This is a genomic window from Rhizobium sp. AN68 (assembly GCF_030758035.1).
GTDB lineage: Bacteria > Pseudomonadota > Alphaproteobacteria > Rhizobiales > Rhizobiaceae > Agrobacterium > Agrobacterium tumefaciens.
The window spans coordinates 2520398-2537850 of the sequence record NZ_JARWMI010000003.1; the positions used below are offsets into that span (position 1 = coordinate 2520398).

The 17453-nt window shown below is 59.4% G+C and carries 13 protein-coding genes and 1 pseudogene; 2 read left to right on the forward strand and 12 right to left on the reverse strand.

Translation table 11 applies throughout. The annotated features are described in order from the left end of the window. Positions 1–49: 49 nt before the first annotated feature. Positions 50–2266, reverse strand: coding sequence for a primosomal protein N' (locus tag RBH71_RS25270; RefSeq protein WP_323687545.1), 2217 nt, complete (start codon positions 2264–2266; stop codon positions 50–52). A gap of 144 nt (positions 2267–2410) precedes the next feature. Here RBH71_RS25270 and RBH71_RS25275 point away from each other — a divergent pair, with 144 nt between their 5' ends. Further along, positions 2411–3358, forward strand: a complete 948-nt coding sequence (locus RBH71_RS25275) for a tyrosine recombinase XerC (RefSeq protein ID WP_035252387.1) — start codon at positions 2411–2413, stop codon at positions 3356–3358. An 80-nt stretch (positions 3359–3438) separates the two neighbouring features. Further along, positions 3439–4533: a TraB/GumN family protein gene (locus tag RBH71_RS25280; protein ID WP_003516739.1), complete on the forward strand. Its 1095-nt coding sequence runs from the start codon at positions 3439–3441 to the stop codon at positions 4531–4533. Here the strand turns inward: RBH71_RS25280 and RBH71_RS25285 are convergent. The 11 genes and pseudogenes from RBH71_RS25285 to zapE form a co-directional block, all read right to left on the reverse strand. After that, the gene (locus RBH71_RS25285) at positions 4517–5005 is read right to left on the reverse strand and encodes a DUF2867 domain-containing protein (protein WP_003516737.1); all 489 of its coding nucleotides are present in this window, start codon (positions 5003–5005) and stop codon (positions 4517–4519) included. The two genes, RBH71_RS25280 and RBH71_RS25285, sit on opposite strands and share 17 nt — an antisense overlap. A 166-nt stretch (positions 5006–5171) precedes the next feature. Then, positions 5172–5672 carry a cytochrome b gene (locus tag RBH71_RS25290; protein ID WP_003516735.1) on the reverse strand — a complete coding sequence of 167 codons (501 nt, stop codon included), beginning with the start codon at positions 5670–5672 and terminating at the stop codon, positions 5172–5174. Positions 5673–5784: 112 nt separating this feature from the next. Further along, on the reverse strand, positions 5785–7191 hold the full coding sequence (gene lpdA, locus RBH71_RS25295; protein WP_003516734.1) for a dihydrolipoyl dehydrogenase: 1407 nt from the start codon (positions 7189–7191) through the stop codon (positions 5785–5787). A 64-nt stretch (positions 7192–7255) separates the two neighbouring features. Continuing rightward, positions 7256–7900 (reverse strand): LysE family translocator, encoded by a 645-nt coding sequence (locus tag RBH71_RS25300; protein WP_003516732.1) that lies wholly within the window; start codon positions 7898–7900, stop codon positions 7256–7258. Positions 7901–7914: 14 nt separating this feature from the next. Then, positions 7915–8328, reverse strand: a complete 414-nt coding sequence (locus RBH71_RS25305) for an MAPEG family protein (protein WP_003516731.1) — start codon at positions 8326–8328, stop codon at positions 7915–7917. 68 nt (positions 8329–8396) lie between these two features. Then, on the reverse strand, positions 8397–9629 hold the full coding sequence (odhB, locus tag RBH71_RS25310) for a 2-oxoglutarate dehydrogenase complex dihydrolipoyllysine-residue succinyltransferase (RefSeq protein ID WP_003516729.1): 1233 nt from the start codon (positions 9627–9629) through the stop codon (positions 8397–8399). 53 nt (positions 9630–9682) lie between these two features. Continuing rightward, on the reverse strand, positions 9683–12679 hold the full coding sequence (locus RBH71_RS25315) for a 2-oxoglutarate dehydrogenase E1 component (protein ID WP_003516728.1): 2997 nt from the start codon (positions 12677–12679) through the stop codon (positions 9683–9685). 176 nt (positions 12680–12855) lie between these two features. Then, positions 12856–13758 carry a succinate--CoA ligase subunit alpha gene (sucD, locus tag RBH71_RS25320; RefSeq protein ID WP_003516727.1) on the reverse strand — a complete coding sequence of 301 codons (903 nt, stop codon included), beginning with the start codon at positions 13756–13758 and terminating at the stop codon, positions 12856–12858. 17 nt (positions 13759–13775) lie between these two features. Continuing rightward, positions 13776–14969: an ADP-forming succinate--CoA ligase subunit beta gene (gene sucC, locus RBH71_RS25325; protein WP_003516725.1), complete on the reverse strand. Its 1194-nt coding sequence runs from the start codon at positions 14967–14969 to the stop codon at positions 13776–13778. Between the two features lie 131 nt (positions 14970–15100). After that, the gene (mdh, locus tag RBH71_RS25330) at positions 15101–16063 is read right to left on the reverse strand and encodes a malate dehydrogenase (protein WP_003516723.1); all 963 of its coding nucleotides are present in this window, start codon (positions 16061–16063) and stop codon (positions 15101–15103) included. Positions 16064–16239: 176 nt separating this feature from the next. Next, a pseudogene (zapE, locus tag RBH71_RS25335) lies at positions 16240–17402 on the reverse strand (cell division protein ZapE). Between the last annotated feature and the right edge of the window lie 51 nt (positions 17403–17453).

Below are 17453 nucleotides of genomic sequence, written 5' to 3' on the forward strand. Positions count from 1 at the left end.
GCGTTATGACACGGTCATGACAGCGGGAAAACGTCCCCATTGATAAAGTTCAAAGGAAACTTTGCGGATCGATATCGAGCTGCACATGCACGCTGCCCCGTTCCTTCGGGCCATTGGCCAGAAGCGTTCGAAGGAAGGATTGCATGTCGGAATTGCGCCGCCCATGCACCAGCAGGCGAAAACGGTGCCGGCCGCGGATAAGCGCCAGCGGCGCTTCCGCCGGGCCGAGCAGCATGATGCCCGTAACCTGCGGTGCTGCCGCCCTTAAACCCCGCGCATGGGTTTCGGCCTCCGCACGCGTATCGGCGGAAACGATGATTGAGGCAAGCCGTCCGAAAGGCGGAAGAACGGCTTTTTCACGCTCCACGATCTCCCTTTCGTAAAAGGCAGATGCATCACCGGACACGATTGCCTGCATGACAGGGTGTTGCGGCTGGTAGGTTTGCAACAGGCCGTGGCTTTTCAGCCCGGTTCGCCCGGCGCGACCGGTCACCTGCGAGAGCAGCTGGAACGTTCGCTCCGCTGCGCGCGGATCGCCATTGGCAAGCCCGAGATCGGCGTCGACAATACCGACAAGCGTCATAAGGGGGAAGTTGTGCCCCTTGGCAACCAGCTGCGTGCCGATGACGATGTCCGCCTCTCCCTTTACGATCGCCTCCAGCTCCAGACGCAGCCGCTTGACGCCCATCAGGTCAGAGGAGAGCACGATGGTGCGGGCCTCGGGAAAATGTTTCTCCACCTCCTCGGCGATCCGCTCTACCCCCGGCCCGCAGGCCACCAGATGATCGAAGGTGCCGCATTCCGGGCAATGGTCCGGCGTCGGCTCGTTGTGACCGCACTGGTGGCATTGCAGTTGATTGCGGAACCGGTGCTCCACCAGCCAGCTCGAACATTGCGGGCACTGGAAACGGTGACCGCAGACCCGGCAAAGCGTCAGCGGCGCGTAACCGCGACGATTGAGAAAGAGCAGGGACTGCTCGCCCTTTTCGATGGTTTTGCCGATGCCGCGCAGGAGAACCGGCGAAAGAAACCCTCCCCTTTCCGGCGGATGGCGACGCATATCGATCAGATGCAGATCGGGCATCGCCGCATCGCCGAAGCGCGTATGCAGATGGATGGTGTTATAGCGGCCAGAACTGCCGTTGACCTGGCTTTCCACTGACGGCGTAGCGGAGACCAGCACCACCGGGAAATCCCCGATCCGGGCTCTGACGACCGCCATGTCGCGGGCGTTGTAAAAGACGCGGTCTTCCTGCTTGTAGGCCGGGTCATGCTCCTCATCGACGATGATGAGGCCGAGATTGTCGAAGGGAAGGAACAGCGCCGAGCGCGCGCCGGCCACCACCTTCACCTCACCCGTCACCGCCTGTCGCCAGACCTTTTCGCGCATGCGCGGCGACAGGTCAGAATGCCATTCCGCCGGCTTGGCGCCGAAGCGGTCGTGAAAGCGATCCAGGAAGGCCGCCGTCAGCGCGATTTCCGGCAACAGGATGAGGACCTGCTTGCCTTGTCGCAGCGTTTCCGCCACCGCCTCGAAATAGACCTCGGTTTTGCCGGAGCCGGTCACACCATCAATCAGTGAAACATGGAAACCACCCTTGCGCACATCCTCGAGAATTTCCGATGCCGCCTGTTTCTGTGGGCCTTCCAGTCGCGGCTCGGCATAGTCAGGATCAGGCTCGGCCACAACGGGCGGCGCGGGCAGAAAAACCGTCTCGAATACGCCCTGCTTGACCAGACCATCGACAACGCTGGTAGAAACGCCGGCGGCATGGGCAAGGCCACTCTTCGTCCAGCCATGGCCCTCGGCCGCCAGTTCCATCACTCTCTCGCGGGCGGGAGTAAGCCGCTCCGGCCTGCCTTCGGTCAGCCGCAGCCCCTCGATCATAGGCTCGGGATCGAAGGCGGCGGGGGCGCGTAGGGCCATGCGCGCCACAAGGCCGGGCGGAGAAAGCGTGTAAGCGGCAACCCAGTCGATGAAGCGCCGCATTTCCGCTTTCAGCGGCGGGCACTCGAAACTCTTGGTGATGGGCCGCAGCTTTTTCGGATCGACGCTCTTCTCTCCTGCATCGTCCCACACCACGCCGAAGACCTGCCGTGGTCCAAGCGGCACCTGAACGATGGAGCCGGTCTCCACCACCATATCGTCAGGCACGGCATAACTGTAGGGTCCAGGCGCCGGCATCGGCACGAGAACGGGCACCGTGCGCGTGAGCGACGGCGGGTCGAACAGAGCCCCAAACAGATCGGACGGATCTTTTGCCATGATGTGGCGAACATGCCCCGGCGGAATGAAAAAGGAAACCGCCCGGATGTAATGGCTGACCCCGGTAAAGTCCACGCCAGATGCGAAGCCCAGGCGCGAGCCTTAACCAAATACTGACCATAAGGGCATAGCGTTGGGAGAGGAATGGAGCGCCCCGTGACCGAAATTCTGACTTTTGCCACACCCGATCTCTTGAACGAGCGCCAATCCTGGCTTGCCGCGATTGCCGGTGAACGCCGCCTTGCGGACAATACCGTCGAGGCCTACGAGCGCGACACTCGCCAGTTTTTGACATTCCTCACCGGTTACATCGGCAAGCCAGCTTCAATCGCCGATATCGCCGATCTGCGCCCGGTCGATCTTCGCGCCTTTCTGGCCAGTCGTCGCAGGGAAGGCGCCGGCGCACGCTCGCTGGGGCGGCATCTGGCGGGCCTGCGTTCCTTTCTCCACTATCTGCAAAAGAAAGGTCTGGTGAATGCGGCCGGGGCCACCGCCATGCGCTCGCCGAAACAGCCGAAATCTCTGCCGAAACCGCTGACGGACCGGCAGGCGCTGAAAATAACCACCACCGAGGCGCAATTGAATGAAGAGCCATGGATTGCCGCCCGAAACGCTGCGGTTCTCTCGCTTCTTTATGGCTGCGGTCTTCGCATCTCCGAGGCGCTCGGGCTGGCTCCGGCCGATTTCACGCCCGACGCCCGCAGCCTTCGCATCACCGGCAAAGGCAACAAGACCCGGATGGTGCCTTTGCTGGCGGTGGTAACGGAAGCGGTTGAGGCCTACAAAAAGCTCTGCCCCTATCATCTGGCTGCCGACCAGCCGCTATTCCTCGGCGCGCGCGGCGGCAAGCTGCAACCTGCCATCATCCAGCGCGAGATGCAGAAGTTGCGTGGCGCTTTCGGCCTGCCGGAAAACGCCACACCGCATGCGCTGCGCCACTCCTTCGCCACCCATCTGCTGGCCGGCGGCGGCGACCTGCGCACCATTCAGGAACTGCTCGGCCATGCCAGCCTCTCCACCACGCAGATCTATACCGGCGTCGATACCGCAAGATTGCTGGAAATCTACGATAATGCCCACCCGCGCGCATGAAGCAGGAAATGCTTAACCATAGTCATTAATCAGACGTCCAAGCCGCCGTTCTATAAGTGGACTAGAACCGGATGGTACCTATGCAAAGCCTGATAAAGCCACAAAATCTCACCACCACCCTGATGGGCAAGACCGGCGACACCCTGCTATGGTTGCTCGCCGCGCTGCACGTCACTGCTGTCGCAATCCTCTTCGCAACGTTGCTATCGTTGGGTGAGGCGCAAGCCGCCGAACAGGAGATAAGCTGCACGGGCAGCGATATTCTCGTGGAGATGCGCAAGAGCGACCCGCAGAGCTTCGCGAAGATCGAACAGGAAGCGGCAGCTATACCGAACGGCAAGGGCAACTTCTGGCGCATCGAAAAAGCTGGAACGGCGCCGTCCTTTCTTCTCGGCACCATGCATGTCACCGATCCACGTGTTCTCGGCATGCCAGCCGCCGCAACACCCGCGTTTGAAAAAGCCGCGACGGTCATCGTGGAATCGGACGAAATCGTCGATGACAAGAAAATTGCGGCATCGCTGCTGACAAGACCCGACCTCACCATGTTTCTGGACGGCAAGTCGATCACCGACATCCTGTCACCCGAAAATGTCGCACGCCTTGAAAAAGGTCTTAAGGAGCGCGGCATTCCGCTGAGTGCCGTTTCGCGCATGAAGCCATGGATGCTGTCGAGTTTCGTCGCCCTTCCCGCCTGCGAATTTGCCCGCAAGGCCACTGGCCTGTCTTTCCTTGACAAGAAGCTCGCTGAAGATGCAGTCGCGGACGGAAAGCATCTTGTCGGGCTGGAGACCATGGTGGAGCAGCTTGCGGCCATGTCTGAGCTGCCAATGGAATTTCATCTGCAGGCGCTGATCGAAACGCTCGAATTGGGCGACCGCATGGACGACATCATGACGACAATGACCGATCTTTATGTCAGCGGTGATATCGGCATGACCATGCCCATGCTGAAGAGCATCGATCCCAAGAAAGCGTCTGAAAATGACCAAGGCTACGCCGCCTTCGAGCAACGCATCATCACCGATCGCAACCACGTCATGGCGGAGCGATCGGCCCCTGAGCTTGCCAAAGGCAATGTCTTCATGGCCGTCGGCGCTTTGCACCTGCCGGGCGAAGAAGGCGTAATTGAACTCCTGCGTGCGCAGGGCTTTACCCTCACACGGGTCGACTGATCCACTCGTCTCCGGTCTTGACGGGGCGGACATTGGCGCAAAACGGCCGCATCGTCGCCGGCACGATGCGACGATGAAACGGCCCGACGACGAAAAGATAGAGACGCCCGAACAGGTTCTTGCGCCGGACGATAGTAGTGACCTTCACGATCTGCCGACCAGGCTCCTGTTCCACATCGACGACGATACGGAAATCGAGATGGTTGTCGTCGAAGCCGAGCACGGTCCGGTCCGCAGTAGACGACAGCACTGGAAATCCGCCCGCCGAAGTACCCGCCGCCAGCTCGACCGTTCTGAGACCGAAAAGCGATACGAGACGGTTTCGAAGCGCCATAAGGCCGCTGATCCATGCCGGAGGATGATCGAGGAGAAGTCTGCTCACATCGAGTGAACTCGATGCGGCCGTCACCATCTCTCCTTCAAAGCAATCCCGCCAGTCCGCGCCCGGCAATATGTCTTCGCTGTCCCGCATCCCATAACCTCATTGCCGCCTTGTGTGGCGAGGCTCATCATCACTATTTCCGATCATCCGGGAACGTGACAAACCGCCGCTAATGGCAATTCGAGCGGGTTTAGCTTCAGAAAATACGAAGAGACAGAGAGATAGAGCGTTTTCGCTTTTGGAAAAGCGTAGTGCTTTAGCCGTGCGTCATACGCTTCAGAACATTGGTGCGCCAGTAGAACTGGTGAACCAGAACTGCGGCGACGTGGCCGGCGATCAACACCCACATCAGCCCCTTGAACGGCCCGGAATGCAATTCTCCTGCTACTCGCGCGCCGAAATAATAGGCCGCAATGCCCGACAATGGCAGGGCAAAAAACAGCGCGTAAAAGGTGAAATGCGCGACCTTCGCGGCGATTTGAGAAGCGCGCGGTTCATTGGCGGGATGCGGCGGCACACCCTGGAAAAACCGCAGACAGAGGCGCAGAACCGCAAGGGACAGGACGGCAAAGCCGACATACGCGTGAATATTGGCCGAGGAGATCTGTTCCGGCGTCAGCGTTTCACCCCGCCGCATCAACCGATACGCATGGGCCATGCCATCTGGAAACAGAAGGTTGAAAAAGATCAGAAGCGCCATCGTCCAGTGAAGGATACGCTGCGGAACGGAGAAGGAAACTTGAGTGGAGGACGCCATTTTATTGCCTTTTATCAAAAGGTTAGACAGGCTATGGCGCAAATATGCTGAACCCCGGCCTGCATTGCAAGCCGGGGTTCGCTTTATGGCTGAAATTTAATATTGGCTAAAATCACATATGGATCGGCTTGAAGAAAGTTGCCAGCGCCGCTTCCTTCACCGCTTCCGACATGGTCGGATGCGCATGGCAGGTACGGCCGAGATCTTCCGAGGAACCACCGAATTCCATCAGCACGGTGATCTCGTGGATCATTTCGCCAGCGCCGAAACCAACGATATGGCCGCCGAGAACCCGGTCGGTTTCCTTGTCAGCGAGGATCTTCACGAACCCATCAGTCACCTGCATGGCGCGGGCGCGACCATTGGCGGTGAAGGGGAACTTGCCGACCTTGTAGGCGATACCAGCGGCCTTCAGTTCTTCTTCCGTCTTGCCGACGGAAGCGACTTCCGGCTGCGTATAGACCACGGCCGGAATGACATCGTAGTTCACATGGCCGCGCTGGCCGGCAAGAATTTCCGCAAGAGCGACGCCCTCGTCTTCCGCCTTATGTGCCAACATCGGGCCCTTCACCACGTCGCCGATGGCGTAGATGCCATCCACATTGGTCTTGAAGTGGCCGTCGATTTCGACACGGCCGCGGCTGTCGAGCACGACACCGGCTTCCGCAAGGCCGAGACCCTCGGTGTAGGGCTTGCGACCGGTGGAGATCAGCACAACGTTGGCTTCCAGCGTTTCAGCCGCGCCACCCTTGACCGGCTCGAACACCACCTTTGCGCCAGTTCCCGTCTTTTCAACGCCCGTCACCTTGGCACCGAGCTTGAAATCGAGACCCTGCTTGGCGAGCAGACGCTGAGCCTGCTTGGAGACTTCGCTATCCATGCCGCCGAGAATGGTGTCGAGATATTCGACGACGGTGACCTTCGCGCCAAGACGCGACCAGACCGAACCAAGCTCGAGGCCGATGACACCGCCGCCCACCACGATGAGCTTTTCCGGAACCTTGGAAAGCGCAATCGCGCCGGTGGAGGAAACGATGACGCTTTCATCGATATCCACCTGGACGCCGGGAATACCAGCAACATCAGAACCGGTGGCGATGACGATGTTCTTGGCTTCGATTTCCTGGCTCTCGCCCTTGTCGTTGGTGACGGAGACCTTGCCGGCGGATACAACCTTGCCCGTGCCCTGGAAGGCATCGATCTTGTTCTTCTTGAACAGGAAGGCAACGCCGTCGACATTGGCTTTCACCACGCTGTCCTTGTGCCCCATCATCTTCTCGAGGTTCAGCTTCGGAGCGGCGACTTCGATACCAAGCGTATCAACGCCATGGGCCACATGCGCGAAGGTTTCGGAAGCGTGCAGCAATGCCTTGGAAGGAATGCAGCCGACATTGAGGCAGGTGCCGCCATAGGTCGCGCGCTTTTCGATCACTGCGACCTTCAAGCCAAGCTGTGCCGCCTTGACCGCGCAAACATAACCGCCGGGACCCGTACCGATTACCACTACATCATATGCCATGTTTCTGTTCCTGATTGATTGCGGGCAGGATTTTGAACCGCCCTGCTTCCGTTTGACCTGAAACTCAGGCCGCTTTTTCCGTTGCGAGTTTTATACCGAGAGCGATGAAGACCACGCCACTGGTGCGGTCGATCCATTGGCTGGCGCGCTGAAAAGCTGCGCGCATGCGAGGCGTCGTCATGAACAGGCTGACGCCGACGAACCACAGGATAAGGCAGCTTGCCATGACGAGCCCATATCCGAACTTGATGCCAACAGGCGTATGCGCGTGAACCACCGTCGAAAAGATCGACAGGAAGAAAAACACCGGTTTGGGGTTAAGCGCGTTGGCGGCAAAACCGAGCGTGAAGGCCTTCAATGCAGTCTGGCCGCTTCTGGCCCGAACGCCATCTTCGCCTTCCGCAGCCGGCAATTCGGTCTTGCCGGCGCGCAGCGCCTTGATGCCGATATAGATCAAGTAGGCGACACCCAACCACTTGACGATGTTGAAGAGATAGATCGACTGGGAAATGATGAGACCAAGTCCAAGGATCGTATAGGTGACGTGGAACATCAGGGATGTGCCAACACCGAAGCTGGTGATGATGGCCTGCTTGCGCCCATGCACCATGGCCTGACGCATGACCATCGCCAGATCGGCGCCGGGAGAAACGATCGCGAAAAAGAAGATCGCCATCAGGGATGCAAGTTCGATCAGATACTGATGCATGGGAAAATCAACCTCTAAAACATCAACACGAAAAGCATCAGCCCAAGACCGAGCATCGAACCGAGCCAGACCAGCGAGCGGATATAGGGCACACCAGCGAGATAAAGTGGAATATAGACCACCCGGCAGATCAGCCAGATCAAAGCGCCGGTGAAGGCCAGCCCGGACGGATCGCCAGCCATGATGACACCGAAGGCGAGCGCGATGAAAGCGGGATAGGTCTCGCGAAAATTCGCCGAGGCACGCGCGGCGCGTCCGGCAACCCTGCCCTCCGGCTTCTTTTCAGCATCCCGCGGACCGGCATTCCAGTCCAGCCCGAATTCACGCGTTGCCGTCATTCCCTGCAGCGCAATGTGGGCGGCCAGCAGCAGGACGCTGAGCCCGATCAGCGGCAAAAAGGGTGACGCGGCAAGAAATGTCGGCTGCACTTTCGCTCTCCTGATGGCATTTCAGCGGGATCGACTTGAAACCCCGCTGAAACGAAAAGCAAGACCGATCAGAGATCGAGAACCAGACGTTCCGGATCTTCGAGGCTTTCCTTGACGCGAACGAGGAAGGTCACGGCTTCCTTGCCGTCAACGATACGGTGATCGTAGGAGAGCGCAAGATACATCATCGGACGGATGACAACCTGACCGCCGATGGCGACCGGACGCTCCTGGATCTTGTGCATGCCGAGGATGCCCGACTGCGGCGCATTGAGGATCGGCGAGGACATCAGCGAGCCGTAGACGCCGCCATTGGTGATGGTGAAGGTGCCGCCCTGCATGTCGGCCATGCCGAGCGAACCGTCGCGCGCTGCCTTGGCGAGACGGCCGAGTTCCTTTTCGACACCAGCGATGGAGAGCTGGTCGGCATCGCGAATGACCGGAACGACGAGACCCTTGTCGGTGCCGACAGCCATGCCGACGTGACAATAGTTCTTGTAGATGATGTCCGTGCCGTCGATTTCAGCGTTGACGGCGGGCAGTTCCTTCAGCGCGTGGGTCACGGCCTTGGTGAAGAAGCCCATAAAGCCGAGTTTGACGCCGTGCTTCTTCTCGAAAACGTCCTTGTAGCGGTTGCGCAGATCCATGACGGCGCTCATGTCCACCTCGTTATAGGTGGTCAGCATGGCGGCCGTGTTCTGTGCATCCTTGAGGCGACGTGCGATCGTCTGGCGCAGGCGGGTCATCTTGACGCGCTCTTCGCGAACCTGATCCTGCTCGGCCGAAACCGGACGGGGAGCAGCAGCAGCGACCGGAGCGGCGGCAGGTGCCGAAACACCCTTGGCAACAGCGGCGAGAACGTCGCCCTTCAGAACCTGGCCACGCTTGCCCGAACCGTCGACCTGATCGGCGGAAAGGTTGTTTTCAGCAAGCAGCTTGCCGGCGGCAGGTGCCGGCGGCATGGCGCTGCCAGCCGGAGCGGCGGCCACGGCTGCGGCAGGTACCGGTGCAGCAGCAGGCGCAGCAGGCTTTGCCGCGGGTGCAGAAGTTGCAGCGCCGGCAGCACCTTCGGCGATCTGGCCGAGAAGGGCGTCGAGACCGACGGTTTCGCCGTTCTGCACGACGATTTCGGTCAGCACGCCGGAGGCGGGCGCCGGAACTTCGACAGTAACCTTGTCGGTTTCGAGTTCAACGAGAGGTTCGTCGGCCTTGACGGTATCGCCGACCTTCTTGAACCAGGTGCCGACGGTCGCTTCGCTGACGGATTCGCCGAGGGTTGGTACGCGGATTTCAGTGGCCATGATCTAGTTCCGTTATTCGGGTGTCTTTTTTGCGGGGCGATGCGGGAGAGTTCTCACTCTCCCAGCGCGTCTTCCAGGAACGCAGCAAGCTGCGCCAGATGCTTGGACATCAGGCCGGTCGCCGGAGAGGCGGCAGCCGGACGGCCCGTGTAACGGACCTTCTGGTACTTGGCGTCGATATGCGCCAGAACCCATTCAAGGTAGGGATCGATGAACGACCACGCACCCATGTTCTTCGGCTCTTCCTGGCACCACACCATTTCCGCGTTACGGAAACGGGAAAGCTCGTTGATGAGCGCCTTGGCCGGGAACGGATAGAGCTGTTCGACACGCAGCAGGTAGATGTCGTCGATACCGCGCTTTTCACGCTCCTCGAGCAGATCGTAGTAGACCTTGCCCGTGCACATGACGACGCGGCGGATCTTCGAATCCTTCTGCAGCTTGATCGGACCATCCTTGATGACCTCCGCATCGTCCCACAGGAGACGGTGGAAGGAGGACTCGCCTGCAAGCTCCGCAAGCGACGAGGTGGCGCGCTTGTGACGCAGCAGGGACTTCGGCGTCATCAGGATGAGCGGCTTGCGGAAGTCACGCTTCATCTGGCGGCGCAGGATATGGAAGTAGTTAGCCGGCGTCGTAACGTTGGCAACCTGCATGTTGTCCTCGGCGCACATCTGCAACCAGCGTTCCAGACGGGCGGACGAATGTTCCGGACCCTGACCTTCATAACCATGCGGCAGGAGGCAGACGAGACCGGACATGCGCAGCCACTTGCGTTCACCCGAAGAGATGAACTGGTCGAACACAACCTGGGCGCCGTTGGCGAAGTCGCCGAACTGGGCTTCCCAGAGCGTCAGTGCATTCGGGCGGGCAAGCGAATAGCCATATTCGAAACCGAGAACCGCTTCTTCCGAAAGCATCGAGTTGATGACTTCGTAACGGGCCTGCGTCGGCGAAAGATTGGCAAGCGGGATGTAACGCTCTTCTGTCTCCTGATCATAGAGAACCGAGTGGCGCTGCGAGAAGGTGCCGCGTTCGCAGTCCTGACCGGACAGACGGATCTTGTGGCCGTCTACGACCAGCGAACCGAAGGCCAGAGCCTCAGCCATCGCCCAGTCCAGCCCCTCACCGGTCTCGACCATCTGAGCACGGTTTTCCATGAAGCGCTGGATCGTGCGGTGTGCGCTGAAGCCTTCCGGAATGGTCGACAGCTTCTTGCCGATTTCCTTCAGCTGCTTCATCGGCACGCCGGTCTTGCCACGACGCTGCTCATCGGCATTGTCGGCGGCGCGCAGACCGGACCACTGACCATCCAGCCAGTCGGCCTTGTTCGGCTTGTAGGACTGGCCTGCCTCGAACTCCTGCTCGAGATGGGCGCGCCAATCGGCCTTGATCTTCTCGAAATCGCCTTCGGTGATCAGGCCTTCCGCAATCAGGCGGTCAGCATAGATGCGGGCGACAGTCTTGTGGCCACGGATGACCTTGTACATCTTCGGCTGCGTGAACGCAGGCTCGTCGCCTTCGTTATGGCCGAAGCGACGGTAACAGAACATGTCGATGACGACAGGCTTGTGGAACTTCATGCGGTATTCGGTTGCAACCTTTGCCGCATAAACCACCGCTTCCGGATCATCACCGTTAACGTGGAAGATCGGCGCCTCGATCATCTTGGCAACGTCGGACGGATAGGGCGACGAGCGCGAGAAGGCCGGGTTCGTCGTGAAGCCGATCTGGTTGTTGATGATGAAGTGCATGGTACCGGCAACGCGGTGACCGCGCAGGCCGGAAAGGCCGAGAATTTCGGCAACCACGCCCTGACCCGCAAAAGCGGCATCGCCGTGCAACAGGAGCGGCAGCACCTTGGCGCGTTCCGACAGCGGAATGATGTCACCGTCCCATGTCTTGGCAAGCTGGTCCTGCTTGGCGCGGGCCTTGCCCATGACGACAGGGTTGACGATTTCAAGGTGCGACGGGTTTGCCGTCAGCGAGAGGTGAACCTTGTTGCCGTCGAATTCGCGGTCTGAGGAGGCACCGAGATGGTACTTCACGTCACCGGAACCTTCGACGTCATCAGGCTTGAATGAACCGCCCTTGAACTCGTGGAACACGGCGCGGTGCGGCTTGCCCATCACGTTGGTCAAAACGTTCAGGCGGCCGCGGTGAGCCATGCCGAGCACGACTTCTTCCAGACCGTCCTGGCCGCCGCGCTTGATGATCTGCTCAAGTGCCGGGATCAGCGATTCACCACCATCGAGGCCGAAACGCTTCGTACCCTTGAAACGCACATCGAGGAACTGCTCGTAGCCTTCGGCTTCGACGAGCTTGGACAGAATCGCCTTCTTGCCTTCCGGCGTGAAGTCCACACCCTTGTCCGGACCTTCGATGCGTTCCTGGATCCAGCCTTTTTCTTCCGGGTTGGACATATGCATGAATTCGACGCCGAGCGTCGAGCAATAGGTGCGCTCGAGAATATCGACCATTTCGCGCACGGTCGCGTATTCGAGACCGAGGACGTTATCGATGAAAATCTTGCGGTCGTAGTCGCTTTCCTCGAAGCCATAGGACTTCGGCGAAAGCTCGTTATAGTCCTCAACGGCGCTGGCGATGCCGAGCGGGTCGAGCTTGGCGTGCAGATGGCCACGCATGCGGTAGGCGCGGATCATCATGATGGCGCGGACGCTGTCACGGGTCGCCTGAAGCACTTCGGCTGGGCTGACGGCCTTGCCGGTATCGGCGCTCTTGGCCTCGGCCTTCGCCTGAACCTTCTTCTCGATGGCCTTCTCGACCGTAGCCCAGTTGCCATCAAGCGCGGATACCAGGTCGCCGTTTGCCGGGATCGGCCAGTTGGCGCGCTTCCAGGAGGCGCCCTTGGCTGCCTTCTTCACGTCTTCCGGATTATCGGACAACGCCTTGAAGAAGCTCTGCCACTCCGGCGACACGGAAGAGGGATCCTCTTCGTACCGGGCATAGAGCTGCTCGATATAGGCTGCATTCGCGCCGTCCAGAAACGACGTGATCTGAAACTGCTCGTTCGCTTCTTGCCTTGCCATTGTGTTCTTGCGGACTTGTCCGTCCGCCTCCTCGATGCCGTTAGGGCCGTTTATCGGCCTGCCGCTTGATTATTGCTGTCTGCCGCCGGAGCGGTATGCCGTCTGTCTGTCGTTCTTTGCGGCTTCGGGCAGCGTGGCGTTAGAGCCGCACCGCCCGTTACCGGTCTCATGTGGTCTCAGCCCTTGAGGACTTCAACCAGCGTCTTGCCGAGGCGCGCCGGGGAAGGCGATACCTTGATGCCTGCAGCTTCCATTGCCGCGATCTTCGATTCCGCATCGCCCTTGCCGCCGGAAACGACAGCGCCGGCGTGGCCCATGGTGCGGCCCTTCGGAGCCGTACGGCCCGCGATAAAGCCAGCCATCGGCTTCTTGCGGCCCTTCTTGGCTTCGTCGATCAGGAACTGTGCCGCATCTTCTTCAGCCGAACCGCCGATTTCGCCGATCATGATGATCGACTGCGTGGCTTCGTCGGCCAGGAACATTTCCAGCACGTCGATGAACTCGGTGCCCTTGACCGGGTCGCCGCCGATGCCGACAGCCGTCGTCTGGCCGAGGCCTTCGTTGGATGTCTGGAATACGGCTTCATAGGTCAGCGTGCCGGAGCGCGAAACGATACCGACCGAACCCTTGCGGAAGATAGAGCCCGGCATGATGCCGATCTTGCATTCTTCAGGCGTCATGATGCCCGGGCAGTTGGGGCCGAGCAGGCGCGAGTTCGAACGGTCGAGGCGAGCCTTGACGCGCACCATGTCCATCACCGGAATACCTTCGGTGATGCAGGTGATGAAGGGGATCTCAGCCTCGATGGCTTCGATGATGGCGTCGGCTGCACCTGCCGGCGGAACATAGATCACGGATGCGTCTGCACCGGTCTTTTCCTTGGCTTCGGCAACCGTTGCGAAGATCGGCAGGCTTTCGCCCTTGGAGCCGGTCCAGGTTTCGCCACCCTTCTTCGGGTGAATACCACCAACCATCTGCGTGCCGTAATAAGCAAGCGCCTGTTCGGTGTGGAAGGTACCGGTCTTGCCGGTCAGACCCTGAACGAGGATCTTGGTGTCTTTATTAACAAGAATAGACATTATTTCCGGTCCCTCAATTAGCCGTTGATCGCCGCGACGATCTTCTTGGCTGCGTCGTCCAGGTCGTCAGCAGCCGTAATCGCAAGGCCCGATTCGTTCAGGAGCTTCTTGCCAAGTTCGACGTTGGTGCCTTCGAGGCGAACAACGAGCGGAACCTGCAAACCGACTTCCTTCACCGCGGCGATAACACCTTCGGCGATGACGTCGCACTTCATGATGCCGCCGAAGATGTTGACGAGGATACCCTCGACCTTCGGGTCAGCAGTGATGATCTTGAAAGCTGCAGCAACCTTCTCCTTGCCGGCGCCGCCGCCGACGTCACAGAAGTTTGCCGGCTCCTTGCCGTAAAGCTTGATGATGTCCATCGTCGCCATGGCGAGACCGGCACCATTGACCATGCAGCCGATGTTGCCATCGAGCGCAACGTAAGCGAGGTCCCACTTGGAGGCTTCGATTTCCTTGGCGTCTTCTTCGGTCTCGTCGCGCAGCGCCTTGACGTCGTCATGGCGGAACAGCGCGTTGCCGTCGAAGGACATCTTGGCATCGAGAACGCGCAGATGACCGTTTTCCATGACGATCAGCGGGTTAACCTCGAGGAGAGCCATGTCCTTCTCGTTGAAGGCCTTGTAGAGGATCGGGAACAGCGCCTTAGCGTCTTCCGCAGCAACACCCTCAAGCTCGAGCGCCTTGGAGATCGCGGCAACGTCAGCGTCGCTCACACCCTTTTCCGGGTCGATGGCGATGGTGTGGATCTTCTCGGGCGTGTCGTGGGCAACAGCTTCGATATCCATGCCGCCTTCGGTGGAAACCACGAAAGCAACGCGACCGACCGAGCGATCGACCAGCAGCGAGCAGTAAAGCTCGCGAGCGATATCCGCACCGTCTTCGATGTAAAGGCGGTTGACCTGCTTGCCGGCATCGCCCGTCTGCGCCGTTACCAGCGTGTTGCCGAGCATATCCTTGGAGTGGGAAACGACTTCTTCGATCGTCTTTGCGAGACGAACGCCACCCTTGGCGTCGGGGCCGAGTTCCTTGAACTTGCCCTTGCCGCGGCCGCCGGCGTGAATCTGGCTCTTGACGACGTAGAGCGGGCCGGGAAGCTGCTTTGCGGCGGCTTCGGCTTCTTCAACCTTGAGGATGGCGACGCCTTCAGCGACCGGCGCACCATAGCCCTTCAGAAGAGCCTTGGCCTGATATTCGTGAATATTCATGGAATAATCCCTGTTTGGAGCCGCTTGAAGCGCCCTGCATCCTTATCTGACGCAGGGCGCTTCAAGCTGTTGAATCTACGCATCGTGCCTTGCAAAAATCCAATCCGGTTTTGCGCCGATGCGTCAGGCTATTACTTCAGCGACGGAGCGATGTTGATGCAGGCTTCGCAGAGACCGGCAACAGCGCCGACGGACTTCTGGAAGGCGGCTTCTTCATCCTTGTTCAGCTCGATCTCGATGATGCGCTCGATACCACCGGCGCCGATGATGGTGGGCACGCCGACATACATATCGTCCACGCCGTACTGGCCCGACAGATGGGCAGCCGCGGGCAGAACGCGCTTCTTGTCCTTGAGGTAGGATTCAGCCATTTCGATCGCCGAAGCGGCTGGCGCGTAATAGGCCGAGCCGGTCTTCAGCAGGCCGACGATTTCCGCACCGCCGTCGCGGGTGCGCTGGATGATCTCTTCGAGACGCTCGGCGGTGAGCCAGCCCATCTTGACGAGATCGGTCAGCGGAATGCCGCCAACGGTGGAGTAACGCGCCAAAGGCACCATCGTATCGCCGTGGCCGCCGAGAACGAATGCCGTTACGTCCTGAACCGAAACGTTGAACTCTTCGGCGAGGAACAGGCGGAAGCGAGCGCTGTCGAGAACGCCGGCCATGCCGACGACCTTGTTCTTCGGAAGACCGGAAAACTTCTGAAGCGCCCAGACCATGGCGTCCAGCGGGTTGGTGATGCAGATGACGAAAGCGTTCGGGGCATATTTCTTGATGCCGGCGCCGACCTGCTCCATGACCTTGAGATTGATGCCGAGAAGATCGTCGCGGCTCATGCCGGGCTTGCGGGCGACGCCTGCGGTGACGATGCAGACATCAGCGCCTTCGATGGCAGCGTAGTCGGACGCGCCAGTGAGCTTGGCATTGAAACCTTCAACCGGTCCGGACTGGGCAATATCCAGACCTTTGCCCTGCGGGATGCCGTCGGCAATATCGAAGAGGACGATATCGCCCAGTTCCTTCAGGCTGGCGAGATGCGCCAGCGTGCCGCCGATCATGCCAGAACCAATAAGTGCAATCTTTTTGCGAGCCATCGAATGCTTCCTCTAGAGCTTCAATTCAATTTCACCACGCCACCGGCAGCCAAATTGTCGCACTTCGATTAGCCCCATTGACAAAAATTGGCAACAGATTCTTTTGGCATGAATATTTTCAATCGTTTAGATCATTATTTTCTTACGTAAACGTAAGAGAATGCGTCACGAAAGTGTCAAACTTTCTGCCGTTTTTCATGGTGGAGCACCAGATAATCTGCACTGCGCATCTCAAACAGGCGCGAGGCGGTGCGATCGAACTCGAAACCTTCGGTGCCCTTGCGCTTGCCGAGCAGGTCTTCGGGCATGGCCGCAGCGGAGGCGAAGAGGCGGACGCTGTGATCGTACAGCGCGTCTATGAGAATGATAAAACGCTTGGTTTCGTTCCGTTTGTCGGCATTGAGAAACGGGATGTGGTCGATGAAGACTGTATCGAAACGATTGGCTATCGCGAGAAAATCAGAAGCGCCGAGCGGCTTTTCGCAAAGGTCGGAGAAGGAAAAGCGGGCCACACGGCCGCTGGCGCGCGGCACCAGAATGGAGCGGCCCTTCATCGGTATTTCGGTTGGCGCGACAAGATGGCCACCGGTCATGTGCCGCCAGGCCATATCCATCGCCTGATCCGCCGCACCGTCGAGTGGCGTGACATAGACCGGCAGGCTTTCCAGCTTTTCCATGCGGTAATCGGTGGGACTGTCCAGCGTCACCACTTCCACATGCTTCTTCAGCAAATCGACAAAGGGCAGAAACAGGCCGCGATTAAGCCCGTCCTTGTAAAGATTGTCGGGCACAACATTGGACGTTGTTACCAATGTGCAGCCATTGGCAAAAAGCTCGCTGAACAGCCGGGCGAGGATCATCGCATCGGCAATATCCGTGACGGTGAACTCATCGAAGCAAAGAAGCTCCGCTTCCGCCAGAAGCTGGGCTGCCACTGGAGGAATGGGATCGGCCTGCTTGGTTTCGCCATTCTTGAGCTTCTGCCGATGCGCGTGCACGCGATTATGGACATCAGCCATGAATTCGTGAAAATGGCAGCGCCGTTTGGAAGAGACGGGCGCCATCTCGTAGAACATGTCCATCAGCATCGTCTTGCCGCGGCCAACGCTGCCATGGACATACAGTCCCTTGACGAAGGCGGACGGGCCAGCCTTGCGAGCGAACATCCAGCCGAGTGCGCTTTTTTCCTGGCGGGTTTGCGCGCTTTCAAATCGGCAAGGATACGGTCGAGGTGGGCCGCAACGCCGCGTTGCGCGGCATCCGCCTGCAAAGTGCCAGCTGCCGTCAATGCGTTGAGCTGTTCAACGACACTATGGTTGTAGTCAGGCAATGGCTTCATGGAAAAGCGCCCCGGTCGCGGACGGACGCCCGCGACGAATGGAATGGCTTG

Excerpts from the sequence above, each read along its gene's own strand:
- RBH71_RS25275 (WP_035252387.1), top strand. The coding sequence starts at position 2,411 with ATGGAGCGCCCCGTGACCGAAATTCTGACTTTTGCCACACCCGATCTC.
- sucD (WP_003516727.1), bottom strand. The coding sequence starts at position 13,758 with ATGTCTATTCTTGTTAATAAAGACACCAAGATCCTCGTTCAGGGTCTG.
- lpdA (WP_003516734.1), bottom strand. The coding sequence starts at position 7,191 with ATGGCATATGATGTAGTGGTAATCGGTACGGGTCCCGGCGGTTATGTT.
- odhB (WP_003516729.1), bottom strand. The coding sequence starts at position 9,629 with ATGGCCACTGAAATCCGCGTACCAACCCTCGGCGAATCCGTCAGCGAA.
- mdh (WP_003516723.1), bottom strand. The coding sequence starts at position 16,063 with ATGGCTCGCAAAAAGATTGCACTTATTGGTTCTGGCATGATCGGCGGC.
- RBH71_RS25300 (WP_003516732.1), bottom strand. The coding sequence starts at position 7,900 with ATGCATCAGTATCTGATCGAACTTGCATCCCTGATGGCGATCTTCTTT.
- RBH71_RS25315 (WP_003516728.1), bottom strand. The coding sequence starts at position 12,679 with ATGGCAAGGCAAGAAGCGAACGAGCAGTTTCAGATCACGTCGTTTCTG.
- sucC (WP_003516725.1), bottom strand. The coding sequence starts at position 14,969 with ATGAATATTCACGAATATCAGGCCAAGGCTCTTCTGAAGGGCTATGGT.
- RBH71_RS25270 (WP_323687545.1), bottom strand. The coding sequence starts at position 2,266 with ATGGCAAAAGATCCGTCCGATCTGTTTGGGGCTCTGTTCGACCCGCCG.
- RBH71_RS25285 (WP_003516737.1), bottom strand. The coding sequence starts at position 5,005 with ATGCGGGACAGCGAAGACATATTGCCGGGCGCGGACTGGCGGGATTGC.
- RBH71_RS25290 (WP_003516735.1), bottom strand. The coding sequence starts at position 5,672 with ATGGCGTCCTCCACTCAAGTTTCCTTCTCCGTTCCGCAGCGTATCCTT.
- RBH71_RS25280 (WP_003516739.1), top strand. The coding sequence starts at position 3,439 with ATGCAAAGCCTGATAAAGCCACAAAATCTCACCACCACCCTGATGGGC.